Source organism: Pseudoalteromonas sp. KJ63-1 (genome assembly GCF_055808145.1).
In genome coordinates this window covers 146810-159879 of sequence record NZ_JBVVRL010000002.1, presented here as the reverse complement: position 1 = coordinate 159879, position 13070 = coordinate 146810, and the positions used below count along the sequence as shown (strand labels likewise).

The window sequence follows — 13070 nt, the reverse complement described above, 5'->3', positions numbered from 1 at the left end:
TTTGATGTTTCATATTTATATCCTCTAAACCTAAAATTCCCTTAAAAAAGGCGCCAGAGCGCCTTATAATTAGAGCCGGTCTAGATTAATTACTAGCGCGTTGTAAAGATGCAGCTACAAAATCAGCCCATTCACTTGATTCACCTTCTTTAAGTGCACCAATGTAGCCTGCGTTAGTAAAGAAAGAGTCAACCTCACTCATGTCTTTAGCTGTTGTAGCTACCGCAGTACCTTGTGAATCTGTAATAGTTGCTGCAGTTGAAACACCATCAGCACCAAGCACATTTGCAAAATCAGCAAAACCAATCAGCTGGTTATTTTCGCCACCAGTAAACCAGGTATTGATATCAAAGCTTGCTAACGCGCCGGTTAAAGGAGTATTTACGTCTTCAAAATTCTTACCACACGCAAATATTGAACTCATAAATGCGATATCACCGTTGTTTGCATTGGCATGCACACCAGCATCTCCTGATTTATCTTTTTCATTATATAAATCAAAACAGCCAGCACCATCTACAGATGATGAGTTTACAAACAACATGTTAGCTAATTGCGCTTTACCCCATTCTTTCATTTCCATACCGGCACCAGTACGACGCCCTTCAGCACCTTGGTCACCAGTAGTAACAACGGTTGCATTAGCAATAGTTGGATTAGAAACAGTCGTTACTAAATCTTGTGCGTCTGCAGATAATGGATCAACTTTTGCGCCATCTGTTTCAAAACCATGATTTCCATATTCATTTGAACGGACAAGAATGTACTGTCCATAGCCTTTCCAACCCTCATCCCAGTCAATACCATCATCGCCTGTATCAGTAACAACGATGTGTTTAAGGTTAACGCTACCACCAAAGAGCTCTATACCATCATCAAAACCATTATGTACATGGACATAATCAATTGTTGTGCCTGAGCCAACAGCATTTAGTGTTAAACCATTTAGCTCATCACCTTCAACACCAAATCCTGCATACTTAATAACAATATGCTTTAGAATACCGCTACTATCTTGCGGGTCATTACCACCGTAATAAGACACAATACCTTCAGCTGAGTGGTTACACATGTCTTGTGCCGCTGCTGTTGCTGTACAACGAATAGAATGGCCACGTCCATTTACCTGAACGCCACCCCAATCCCCAATTTGAGCGGTTGTTGAATCGTCACCATCAACTTCTTTAATACTTGTGAAAATAATTGGCTTATTTACTTCACCAATTGCTTCAATATTTGCACCACGAGCAATACGAATAAAACTCTCTGGCTTTGTAAACGCAATGGTAGCGCCTGCTTCAATAGACAATGTTGGGCCATTAACATCAATAGTGGCGCCAGTAGATGTGTCTACATCGTCACCAATAAATAAAGCACCTTCAAATACATGGGCACCGCCATCGTCTAGCGCAGGGATAACAAAAGAGCTAGTAATTTCTTTTGCATTACTTGCAAATGCTTGGCTGTATAAACAGTTAACGCCTTCTGCTTCACCTGTAAATGTAGCTCCATCTAATGTGTATGTGGCGCAACTTACTGTATCGCCACCATTATCACCACCTGGGTTAGTCACTGAATTGTCTACACTGTTATCAACTGTCGTAGGTGTAACGTTAATATCTCCACCGCCACAACCAGCAAGTGTTATTGCTGTAGCCACTAAGCTGATTTTGAATAAGCCAGATAATTTCATTGTTCACTCCGTAAAAGTATTTAATTATTGTGTTAGCGCATTAAGTAATAACTTAAGTCACTTTAAGGCACGATACTCATGCATTAAGGTCACTTGAGTTATCGAATACGAAGTACAATACGGGAGTGTTATGACAATGAAGTTACACTTTAGTAAACATAAAATGACAATGTTAATTAACTAAAAATCAATATGTTGCTTTAAAAGTGCACGCAAAAAAACCACACAAACTAAATGTTAGTGTGGTTTGAGTAGTGCAATTATGAAATGGTTTTTAGTGCGTCAATTAAGAACTAATAATCGCACTATAAAAATTAAAGTAGTGCTGTTTTTAATGTTTGCGCATGCACTTTTTCGCGTTTTACATATTTGATCCATTGTTGGGCTAAACGTTGCGACTTTTTGTGCTTTTCAGCTTGTTCAAATGCAAGGATAGATGCATCAAAATTTTGTAAATTGTATTGTGCCATCCCTAAAGCAACAAACGCATTTGATTCAAAATCAAGGCCGCCTTTATCCAGCGCCATTCGTGCTGCATCGGCTGCTTCGTCATACTGCTCTGTGTTTACATACACTTCAGCTAGACGCTGATCGTATTTACCATGCTCTGAACGCTCTGCTGCTTTGGTAAAATAACTAATCGACTTAGCATCTTCTTTAGCTTGTACCATGGCCTCGGCTACAAAGGCATAATTTTTAGCCGTAGGTTCAGCAATGCCCTGCTCTATTGCTTTACTCATTACATTGGCAGCTTTATAAGCAAGTTGATTGTATAAATATACCTGCGCAAGCTGTCTTAAGTCAGATTTGGAGGTTAAAAATCCTTGTTGGTAAGCCGCTTCTAAAACACTAAGCTGCTGTTTTTCTTGCCCAGTTTCACCATACATACCGGCTAATTGCACCCAATACTCAGGTTTGTTATAAAGCTTTACCATACGCTCAAGTACACTCACTACTTTATCGGTTTGGTTAAGTGAGTAATACATAGCACGTTGGAGTACCAGCCAGTTCTCTTTTGGTACTTTGCCTTCGCTATCACTTAAGTTAATGGCCTGGGTAATGTAACTTAGGCCTTGCTCATAGTCTTTTAATTGATAGTAAGTTTGCGCTCTTAATAAATAATAGGCGTCGGTTTTAGGCTTTGTATTAATGGCATCCCATTTGTCTAAAAATGCAATCACCTTTTTGTAGTCGCTGTTAGCCATAGCAAGCTGCGCTAAGCTGAATGTTGTGCTCAGGCGTAGTGTTTCTGGAATACCATCTTCTGCAATCACCTTTTCAAATGAGGCAATCGCTTTTACAAGGTCGTTTTCATTGTAATAAATAAACCCATAAAAGTTATGCATCATCGCAATTTCATAAGAATTCATACTTGATGAACGTACTTGTATACTGTCAAGTGCATCCAAGCCCGCTTTGCTGTCACCATCATCCGCAAGTTTTTGGGCACGAGCTAATTGGCTGTATACCTTTTCACGAAGTGCGGGCACTCGTGTTGTTTTCTGCTGTTCAGCCGCCTGTACTGTCGCCAAATTTACACCCGGAAGTACACTCAATGCACTTGGTGTAACAACGCTGGCACTGATTGCAACAGTGCACAACATACTAAGCTTCAATAGTTTGGTTGTTAGTTTTAATTTCATAATTGCCTCACGTTCATTCTTTGCTTACTTAACAGAATTAACCATTAATTTGGAAAGAAATTTTATTTTGCACACCGGCTACTTCAACGGCTTCGCCATTAACAACGCGCGGTTTATATTTAAACTTAAGGGCCGCATCCATCGCAGCTCTGTCAAACAATGACTCTGGCTCGGCTCTAATAACTTGTGGCTCTTTAACCGTGCCTTGCTTTGTCACTGTAAATTCAACAATGACATACCCTTCAATACCACGGGATAACGCACGTCTTGGGTATACAGGTGCCACTTTTACTATGGGTAAATACTCACCATCACTGGTTTCTAACGCTAATCCACCCGCTAGATTTACATCAGCATCAACATTGGCAGCAAAATCAAAATTGTTGCTAGCCGCGTTGTTATCGCTACTTTGCATTTGTGGCGATTCCATTGGCGGAGGTGGTTCTTTAGGTGTTGGTGGCTTTTGTGGTTTGCGCTCCTTTTTTTGCACCGTTTCTTCTTTTTTCAAACGGACAAAATCCAACACATTCCCTTTTGCAGGCTCCGTCATGGCGCCTTCTCCGCCGGTGATCAATGCCTGCATACCTAAAAACAGCATAAAGGTCACCACACCCGCTATAATTAACGCAAGTACATAACGCATCACTCGTTACCCTTCTTGAGCCGCTATTGAAACATCAAATACACCCGCTGCACGCGAGGCATCCATCACTTTTATCAAGGTTTCTGTAGTGGCTTTTTTATCGGCCTGAATAACCACACTACCTTGTGGATTTTCAGCTTTTAAACGTTCAATGTTGGCTTGTACAGCACGTACATCTATTTGACGTTTATTGATCCAAATTTCGCCTTGATCTGATATAGCCACTAATATGTTAGCGCGCTCTTTTTTAACCGCAGTTGCCGCTTCTGGTCGGTTTACATCAATACCGGCTTCTTTTACAAACGAGGCTGTAACAATAAAGAAAATAAGCATAATAAATACAACATCCAGCATAGGAGTCATGTTTATTTCTTCTGCTTCATCTTCTTGGAATAAATTACCTAATGGGGCTCTCATTTTACTTCTCCTAGAACAAGCGGTGATTATAACCACCGCTTTTCAATAATTATTTAGTGGTCTAACACCATAGTGTCTTGCAACAATTCAACTTCACGCTTTGCTTTACGCTGTAAATAGGTTGAGGCAAACACCCCTGATAACGCACCGACCATACCTGCCATAGTGGGTATAGTTGCTTTTGACACACCCGATGCCATAGAGCGTGCGCTGCCAGTACCTGTAATGGCCATTACATCGAAGACTTCTATCATCCCTGTAACTGTGCCAAGCAATCCTAATAGTGGACACAGCGCAACCATCACATTAATCAGTGGTAAGTTTGCGTTTAATCGCATACTGGCGCGTGACACCATGGCCTGGCGTATTTGCTCTGCGTTCCAGCTGTTGCGTTCACTGCGCGTTTTCCACGTATTTTTAACGTCTTTTTTGTAGTGTCGATAGCCATTAAAAAAGTACATAAATCGCTCGAGTATCAATAACCACATCGCGAAAATTAACACGGCAATGACCAAGAGAACTTGGCCACCCGTGTCGAGAAAATCACGGATAGCATTGATTGAATCAATCAATAGCACCATGGTTTAAGCTCCTTTCTCGCTTCGCTCGGCAATAATACCTGCACTTTGTTCTTGTAAAATAAGCAGTAAGCCTTTTGAGCGGGTATTCAATAAGGTGTATAAAAACACCGTAGGGATAGCAACAACAAGGCCTAATACAGTAGTAACCAAGGCTTGTGAAATACCGCCTGCCATTAGTTTAGGGTCGCCAGTACCGAATAAAGTAATCGCTTGGAAGGTATTGATCATCCCGGTTACCGTACCGAGTAAGCCCAGCAGTGGCGCTACCACAGAGATAATTTTAATAAGCGTTAAATTACGGGTGATTTTTGGCATTTCGCGTAAAATGGCTTCGCTTAACTTAAGTTCAAGCGTGTCGTACGCCACATTTGGGTATTGGTCTTTCACTTTCATGACGCGCCCTAGCGGGTTGTCATCACGGGCTGTATCATCTTTTAATTGACGACGGATTTTTCCACCCATCAACATCAGTGATACAAAACGCTCTAACGCAATTAATAACGCTAATAAACCAACGCCTAAAATAACGTAACCAACAGCACCACCTTGATGGACTTGCTCGCTGGTATCAGGGGCTTGTACTAATAAACCTAAAATTGAACCACCTGTTGGGTCAAGCGCAAACGGCACCACACCCGTGTTTGCTTGCTGCAAATCAGCAGCGGTCGCAGTAAAGCGGCTGCTTGGTTGGCGAGTAAGTTGGCTAATGGTATTGGTAGAAGGTGTATACTCTAGGTACTGACCGTCACTAATAAGGTTAAATGCACCCACACGTACCACTTCTTTTTGTACTTTATTGCCACCGTCAACAATTACATCGGTATTGAAGCGGCTTACTTTTCCTTGTTCGGTCATTTCGCGTTGTAGCTCAAACCAAACCTTTTCGATATCTTCAATAGACGCAAGCTTTGAGGTAGACCCCATTTTTTGCGCCAATTCATCCATAAAAGTACTACGTCCAGGTAACTGAGCAGATACCACAGAGGTTGCAAACTTATTGCTTGAATCACCAGCAACTTGCTGTAGTACACCAAATAGCTCTTTTAATGAACCCATACGCTTAGATAAAGTATCAGTCAAATTAGCCAGTTTAATTTCGTTTTCTTCAAACTGCGTTTCTAAGCGCTCTGACTCGCTGAGCATTTGGTTTCTTTTAGCTTGGGTGTTTTTAAGCATTTGTACTTGTTCATTTTCACGTGCAGCAAATTCTTGTTCACGCTGTTTATTTTGCTCTGATTGCGCTGATTTACCCTGCTCTAAGGTTTTTAATAAGGCATCTAAGTTCATTGGTTCAGCGGCAATGCTGGTGCCTACAAAGCTTAAGCTGGCTGCAAACACGGCCATTTTTGTCATTTTCGTTAATAATTTCATGGTAAACCTCTTATTCTGCAGCATGAATTGGCAGTGTTAACATATCGGGGGCTAGTTGTTTGCGAGCAATGCGAAGCCCTTTATTAATTTGACTAATAGTTGAATCAGGCAATGCAACAAACGACTGTGACTGTTGATCCCAACTACCTGCTTGTTTGCCATCGCGCGTAAGGTAAATTAGCTCTAAACGGCCAATGCGTAGAAAATCAACTTCACGTTCTTTATTGTCCACATCAAGCAATGCGGTATACGCTTCAATAGTGCGTCCGTAATCAACTTCAACTTGATAAGCTTCTAACACACGGCGGAATTTTTCACTTGATGAAATATCAGCACGCTCCATCATTGCATTTAACGATTCAAGACGCTGCTTACGTTCTTGTTTTAAAAACGGCACATCTAAGGCAATAAACTGTTCAAGCCCGGTGATCATGCGAAGCATTAGAGGTGTAATTTGGCGCTCAATAATCGATACCTGATCCATTGATAAATTAAGCGATTCCATCTCTTCTATTTGGTTATTTAACTGTTTTGTCAGCTGTGCGTTATAAACGGCTAAACCATCTATTTCTTTATTTAGGGTTTTAAATTGCTGTAAACGCCCTTGCATTGAATCTGCAATCTTGTCTATTTTTGTTTGTGATTGCGCAGCTAAATTATTAATGTCGCTACTTTTATCAATTACCGTGTTTAAATCATTGGCGTGGACTGCTGCACTTGCGGCTACAATACCAGCTAAAATTAATGGTTTAACGCCTTTCATCGTATACACCTTTGCTCGTTAATTAGCGGATTTGCTAGTGTTTATTAGTCGCTTTAGCCTGTTTATGAAAAAACATTTTAAAGCGAGATAGTTTCAATGAGCGAAAGTGTATAGATTAAAAATGACAAGCGTGTTGCGTAAAAAAGTCGCTTTTATGACAACGGTAATAAATTAGCCTTATTGGCTGAATTTAAAGTGCAGGGTGATGTTTGAAGCATAAATTTTATAAGTAAGACTGTATTTCACTAAGGGTATGCTGCCAATCTGTGTAGTTAATAGCAATAGGGTAAGCACGGTTGTTATGTATTAATACTAACGACGGGAAACCTTGAATAGGTAAACTGCGAACATAATTGAGCTCATCATCAAAGCGACGCTTAAGTTCATTAGAATGTAAGTATTGAGAAAATAAACTAGCATCTATACCAATTTGTTCGCTTAGTTTAATTAAAACCGCCTCATCCGATGGATTTTGCGCCTTTAAATAATAAGCTTGTTGAATGGCGTTAATCATCTGAGGTTCTTTGTTAAAGCCACGGGCAATTAATGCCGCCCTACAAGAAGGATAAGTAGAGCGGCGTGGTTGGCATTCTTGCCAAAAATTAAAATTAAACTCAGTGCCTAATTGGTTGCTAATGTTTTGCCATATGCCTTGTAGTTGCAACTGCATATCGGCACTCATTGGCTGGTCGCTATCTGCCGCTACCCCCCGACCCTATATTCTATAGGCAGAATATTTACTAAAGCAGTTTCTAGCTTTTGCCAAGTAGGTTTATAACCCCAGCACCAACTACACATAGGGTCGTGCACATAAATAAGCTTATTGACTGACATGCTCGCCCTGCGCAAATATGACTTTATTACGCCCTTGTGATTTTGCCTGATATAAATACTCATCGGCTTGTTTTAAGGCACTGTTGAAGTCGTCAACATGATTAGCTTGTGCAATGCCAATACTGCAGGTTAACGATACTCGTTGTTGTTTATCAGATAATATCACATGATGTTGCACGCATTCTCTAAAGCGATTAGCTAAAATACTGGCTTCAATGGTCGTTAGCTGCGGTAAAATTACTACAAACTCTTCACCACCATAACGGGCTTTAAGGGCGGTTGCAGGAAACTGCGACTCTAATAATTTAGTGAACTCTATTAATACGGTGTCACCAAAATCATGACCATAGGTGTCGTTTAATTGTTTAAAGTTATCTAAATCTAGGAGCAATATAGACAGCGGTAAATAATGTGTAGGTCGTGAAGCGGCGAGCTTTAAAAAATGAGAAGTAATAAAGCGACGGTTGGGTGCACCTGTGAGCTGATCTGTATAGGCGTATTGTTTTTGCTCTAAGGTAATATCAGCAATGGCAAGGTGGCTTCGGTGACGAAAATACTCACCGATAAAAGAAAAGACCAGCACTAATGAAAATGCAGCAACAAAACGGGTCTTTTCTACCTCACCATAAATAACCTGCCCCATATCGTGGCCATACAACATAACAATGCAGCTCAATAACATGGCACTACTTAACCATGCGCCAAGTTTTACACCCAGTATGGCAAATACAGCTACAGGATAAAACATTAGCCAATATAACGCAGTGTTATCTTTACCGCCTGTGTACACCAATGCTAAACACATCAAAAATACAATCATCAGAGTAATTAACGCAATTGCATTGAGCTTTTTGGTTTTTATAAAATAAACGATGCACCCAACAATGGTTAAGTTAACTGAAATTAACGCGGCAGTTAATATCGGCGCATAAACGCGATAATTTGCAATCACCAAATAAGTAATTAACACCAAGGCGATCGCTATCATGGTAAATAAAGAAAACGCTTGGCGTTGTCTATCAAAGCTATAAACACTGTCAATATTAACTAGACTAAGCCAGTTTGGTTTATTTATTTTTGTTTTATTGATCATACTTTGAATTTTTTAACCATCCGATCTAAGTCGCTAAATTGATGCTTAAGCTTGGTACATTCCTCTAAAGTAAGGTTAAGGTTAGATTGACCTTGAGTAGATAAGTCGCTAATAACATGAATATCTGAGTGTAATGATTTAACAACTTGGTTTTGTTCATCTGTGGCATTAGCCACACTATGATTAGCATCCGTTATTTGCCTTATCGCACTAATTATTTGCTTCATTACGTCGCCGACGGCATCCGCTTGCTGAACACTTTTTTCACTTTCTTCTAAACTGGTTTTCATCAGTTCAACGGCAGAGCTTGAGCCTTTTTGCAGTTCTATAACCGTATTTTCAATTTCTTGCGTTGATTTTTGAGTGCGTTGTGCTAATTGTCTTACTTCATCGGCAACAACGGCAAACCCTCTTCCCGCTTCACCCGCACGAGCGGCTTCTATCGCTGCATTTAAAGCGAGCAAGTTAGTTTGTTCACTCACTCCTTTAATTACTGCTAATACATTACCGATATTGGCGGTATGTGAATCTAAACTATTAATTGTTTCTTGCGCTTGCTCTATATTTTGCGAAAGTTGATGAATGCTTGATACGTTGTTAGTCAGTGTTTGCTGATTTTTAGCGCAATATTGATCAGCATCTTTAGCAAGCGTTGAGGCATTGCTAGCACTGCTTGAAATTTCTGTGGCGGTAGCAGAAAACTGATTAATTGCCGATGCTACGCTGTTAGTACGTTCACTTTGATCGTCGTACATAGTCAAGGTTGAATCTGTTTGCGTAACCAGCTTAGCAACAGCTGTTTCTAACAATTGCGCTGAAGACTTAACTTGAACAATTGAATTTTGAATTTTTTCTATAAAAATATTAAATGAATTACTTAACTGACCAAACTCATCATCGTTTTCTACACTGAGGCGACGAGTTAAATCGCCTTCACCTTGAGCTATATCTCTAATAGCATCGTTTAAGCGATACATAGGACGCATTAAGTAACGCAATAAAAGCTGTAGCGCAAAAACAATGACTAAGGTGCCTACTATTAAGTAAATCAGTGCTTTTTGACCAAATGCCGACACACTTTCGAAAGCCGTGTCTTTATTGATCACTGCTCCTAAATACCAATCAACATTTTCTATGCCATGAATTTTAGTAAATGACACTAAAACAGTTTCATCAGCAACTTGGTGCTCTGTAAAAGTATCAGCCAGCTCAATGTCTTTTCCAAATAATTCAGTCAGCGCTTTTGAATTTAACTTACTATTTGGATGGCTTAGTATTTGGCCATTATGATCTAATAAAAAGCCATAACCTAACCCTAAAAAATCAATATTGTCGATAATTTTAGCTATGGTTTGCATATCAATATCAGCACCTGCAACTCCTTTAAATTGGCCGTTAATATTTATGGGCGCAACAGCTGAAATGGTCAGTTCATTGGTGGTTACATCAATATAAGGGGTGGTGAATGCAGTGTTAGTTTTGTTTTCAACCAACTTATACCAAGGGCGGCTAGTTGCATCAAAATCGTCGGGTAAAATGACGCTTTGATCATTTAAAATAAACGCGCCTGAGGATTCGCCGATGTAAGTATTTTTAAAATCCCCTGCCATCTCTGCAGTATTTAATTGCGATAATGTAAGCGCTTTAGCGTCTGTAACTTGATAGGTGTTAGCCAGCGAGATAACAATGGCTAACTTGTTATTCAGCCAGCTTGCAATGTTCTGCGATACAGACTGGGAACTTTGTTTTAATACTAAAGATAGCTGCTCTTGAGTTTGATGACGCATTGAAAAATAGTTGTTAATAGTAAAAACACCTAACACTAAAACTAAGACCAATGACGCAGCGATGGTGATTTTGGAGGTGAATTTCAGCGAGCTAAACATAAGTACCTTAAGGATTAATCATTATTATCACTGTCTTTTTAACAAATTTTTAACTGAAAGTCTTAGCAAATATTGTTCAGGCGAGGTTAATAATTAAAAATAATAATAAATAATGAGATTTTAAATCCAAAAAGAACGGTATTTGGTTAAATCTTAAACTTATGACAAGTTGTAATTTAAGCTATATAAGCTTAGCTTTGTTGCTGGCATTGACTAATTATGGGTAACTGTCGCAGAACCTTCATCTGTGGATCGATAACGATAATGTCGCTTTTTTTGGCATTGATAGTGATCAGTCCATCCACTGGAGTGTGAGTTGTCAACTTCCCGTTTATAGAAATAGGAACCGGCATTTTAAACGCTGTGCCATCTTTTTCGCTGTTACTCCAGCTTAAATAAGCGACTGTATTGGTACGCTCCATGGTTAAGGTTGGTAACGCGGCTTGCTTTAGATACACATCAAATAACCACGTATAATCATCGCCCGTGATCCGGTTAACAATATTAATAAACTCTTGGCTACTGCGATAACGCGACTCGATTGGGTAACTCAAATTAGCTGTTTGCGTTTGACCATATACTAACTCTCGGGCAGCTTGCCAAAATAACTCGTCTCCAATTAGCCATCGCAGAGTGTGAAGCGTCCAACCACCTTTACCATAAATATCTGCATTAAACGCTTCTTTAGAAGTAACTTTCCCTTGTTTAACAATAGGATGGCAATTTTTTAATCCTAAATACGCGGTGTACATAGCATGGTTATAAGCAGCTTCACCAAATTTAAATAAGCTGTAAGCGGGTTGCATATAGAAACCAAAGCCTTCGTGTAACCACGCATCGTTGAGTTTTTCATGTGTCATTAAATTGCCAAACCATTCATGAGCCAACTCGTGCTGAATAAGCCAGTCATAGCCACTTGGATCGCGGGTATACCCTTTACCATAAGCGTTAATGGTTTGATGTTCCATACCCAGATGCGGTGTTTCCACAAAGCCTAATTTTTGCATTCCCCAAGGGTAAGGCCCTAATACAGATTCAAAAAATGCGAGCTGTTGATATACATCATCATTGAGTAGCATAGTGGCTTTGTGGCTGTTTTCAGGTAATGCCCAGAATTCAACAGGTACCTGCGTGCCGTTAATACTTTTATATTGCTGTTGAATACGTTCGAAGGGACCAATATTTAGCGCAATATTGTAATCACTCGCAGGCTCAGATAAAAACCAATCAAATTCAGTTGTATTATTTTTTAATGGCATAATTTTTTTAAGTACACCATTACTAGCAACACTTAACCCCGTAGGTACTGTCACACGAATACGCATACTGTCGGCTTTATCACTGAAGTGATCTTTGCAAGGCCAAAATAAATCACAGCCCTCGCCTTGTACTGCTGTTGCTATCCAAGGCTGACCTTGTGCCGTATGGCTAAATACAAAGCCACCACTCCACGGAGGATTAGTAGCTTCATGAGGGTGTCCTGAATAGCTAATGGCAACCTCGACAACTTCACCTGGGTATTTAGTTTCATACAAATCAATAATGATAATGCCCTGCTGGTGACTAAAATTGACTGGTTGCTTTGCAACAGTGACATTTTCAATAGAGAAACGATTATCGAGCTTGAGTTCGACTTGCTGCGTTTTTTTCAGCACGCGAAACATGGTTTTACCTATGCCAGAAATTTTTTTCTTACTGGGCAGGACAACTAGCTGCAAATCGTAAAAAATGACATCAGTGGTTTGGGCTATCGTGGATAACGACTCACCAGTACTTGCTACTTGAGGATCTAAAGCTGCAGGCTTTGAATAACAGCCTGTTAGCGGAATGCTTAGTAACATTAGCCAACAACAGCAAAACAAGTAACGTACCCTATGCATAAAATGTAAAACCTTGTAGTTATTATTTTTTCATTATAATTACATATTTTTACACTTATAGAGTTAAAAAAAGACGAACTGCTTATTTTTTAAGTTAATTAGTTACTTTTATTTACATTTAACTAGGATCTATTGATGCTTTGCGGATTAATATTTTTTTAAACTGGGGGCGATTTAATCGTGGTGCGAGGTTGGTAAATTAGTGGTGGGCTCGATAACTTCTCCTGCGCTATTCCATTAACTTACATCCATGTAAGAATAAGTAA

10 protein-coding genes and 1 pseudogene are annotated in these 13070 nt (G+C 39.7%); all 11 read right to left on the bottom strand.

The genetic code is table 11. The features are described 5' to 3' along the window. Positions 1 to 85: 85 nt before the first annotated feature. The 11 genes and pseudogenes from AC0L7Q_RS17190 to AC0L7Q_RS17140 all read right to left on the bottom strand — a co-directional run bounded on the left by AC0L7Q_RS17190 (position 86) and on the right by AC0L7Q_RS17140 (position 12804). Positions 86 to 1693, bottom strand: coding sequence for a hypothetical protein (locus tag AC0L7Q_RS17190; RefSeq protein WP_409425972.1), 1608 nt, complete (start codon positions 1691 to 1693; stop codon positions 86 to 88). Between the two features lie 314 nt (positions 1694 to 2007). Further along, positions 2008 to 3336 carry a tetratricopeptide repeat protein gene (locus AC0L7Q_RS17185; RefSeq protein WP_413403298.1) on the bottom strand — a complete coding sequence of 443 codons (1329 nt, stop codon included), beginning with the start codon at positions 3334 to 3336 and terminating at the stop codon, positions 2008 to 2010. 37 nt (positions 3337 to 3373) lie between these two features. Next, positions 3374 to 3979, bottom strand: a complete 606-nt coding sequence (locus AC0L7Q_RS17180) for an energy transducer TonB (RefSeq protein WP_413403570.1) — start codon at positions 3977 to 3979, stop codon at positions 3374 to 3376. 6 nt (positions 3980 to 3985) lie between these two features. Then, positions 3986 to 4396, bottom strand: a complete 411-nt coding sequence (locus AC0L7Q_RS17175) for an ExbD/TolR family protein (RefSeq protein WP_008111500.1) — start codon at positions 4394 to 4396, stop codon at positions 3986 to 3988. 53 nt (positions 4397 to 4449) lie between these two features. Then, positions 4450 to 4977, bottom strand: coding sequence for a MotA/TolQ/ExbB proton channel family protein (locus AC0L7Q_RS17170; RefSeq protein ID WP_008111501.1), 528 nt, complete (start codon positions 4975 to 4977; stop codon positions 4450 to 4452). Between the two features lie 3 nt (positions 4978 to 4980). Beyond that, positions 4981 to 6348: a MotA/TolQ/ExbB proton channel family protein gene (locus AC0L7Q_RS17165; RefSeq protein ID WP_413403295.1), complete on the bottom strand. Its 1368-nt coding sequence runs from the start codon at positions 6346 to 6348 to the stop codon at positions 4981 to 4983. Between the two features lie 10 nt (positions 6349 to 6358). Then, positions 6359 to 7111 carry a DUF3450 domain-containing protein gene (locus AC0L7Q_RS17160; protein WP_138606484.1) on the bottom strand — a complete coding sequence of 251 codons (753 nt, stop codon included), beginning with the start codon at positions 7109 to 7111 and terminating at the stop codon, positions 6359 to 6361. A gap of 223 nt (positions 7112 to 7334) precedes the next feature. Then, positions 7335 to 7945, bottom strand: a pseudogene (locus AC0L7Q_RS17155) (DsbA family protein). Then, on the bottom strand, positions 7932 to 9038 hold the full coding sequence (locus AC0L7Q_RS17150) for a GGDEF domain-containing protein (RefSeq protein WP_409425966.1): 1107 nt from the start codon (positions 9036 to 9038) through the stop codon (positions 7932 to 7934). The pseudogene AC0L7Q_RS17155 and the gene AC0L7Q_RS17150 overlap by 14 nt, the downstream one beginning before the upstream one ends. After that, positions 9035 to 10924, bottom strand: coding sequence for a methyl-accepting chemotaxis protein (locus AC0L7Q_RS17145; protein ID WP_409425965.1), 1890 nt, complete (start codon positions 10922 to 10924; stop codon positions 9035 to 9037). Before AC0L7Q_RS17145 ends, AC0L7Q_RS17150 begins: the two co-directional genes overlap by 4 nt. A 191-nt stretch (positions 10925 to 11115) precedes the next feature. After that, positions 11116 to 12804, bottom strand: a complete 1689-nt coding sequence (locus tag AC0L7Q_RS17140) for a M1 family metallopeptidase (protein WP_413403291.1) — start codon at positions 12802 to 12804, stop codon at positions 11116 to 11118. Positions 12805 to 13070: the final 266 nt, after the last annotated feature.

Excerpts from the sequence above, each read along its gene's own strand:
- AC0L7Q_RS17190 (WP_409425972.1), bottom strand. The coding sequence starts at position 1,693 with ATGAAATTATCTGGCTTATTCAAAATCAGCTTAGTGGCTACAGCAATA.
- AC0L7Q_RS17185 (WP_413403298.1), bottom strand. The coding sequence starts at position 3,336 with ATGAAATTAAAACTAACAACCAAACTATTGAAGCTTAGTATGTTGTGC.
- AC0L7Q_RS17180 (WP_413403570.1), bottom strand. The coding sequence starts at position 3,979 with ATGCGTTATGTACTTGCGTTAATTATAGCGGGTGTGGTGACCTTTATG.
- AC0L7Q_RS17175 (WP_008111500.1), bottom strand. The coding sequence starts at position 4,396 with ATGAGAGCCCCATTAGGTAATTTATTCCAAGAAGATGAAGCAGAAGAA.
- AC0L7Q_RS17170 (WP_008111501.1), bottom strand. The coding sequence starts at position 4,977 with ATGGTGCTATTGATTGATTCAATCAATGCTATCCGTGATTTTCTCGAC.
- AC0L7Q_RS17165 (WP_413403295.1), bottom strand. The coding sequence starts at position 6,348 with ATGAAATTATTAACGAAAATGACAAAAATGGCCGTGTTTGCAGCCAGC.
- AC0L7Q_RS17160 (WP_138606484.1), bottom strand. The coding sequence starts at position 7,111 with ATGAAAGGCGTTAAACCATTAATTTTAGCTGGTATTGTAGCCGCAAGT.
- AC0L7Q_RS17150 (WP_409425966.1), bottom strand. The coding sequence starts at position 9,038 with ATGATCAATAAAACAAAAATAAATAAACCAAACTGGCTTAGTCTAGTT.
- AC0L7Q_RS17145 (WP_409425965.1), bottom strand. The coding sequence starts at position 10,924 with ATGTTTAGCTCGCTGAAATTCACCTCCAAAATCACCATCGCTGCGTCA.
- AC0L7Q_RS17140 (WP_413403291.1), bottom strand. The coding sequence starts at position 12,804 with ATGCATAGGGTACGTTACTTGTTTTGCTGTTGTTGGCTAATGTTACTA.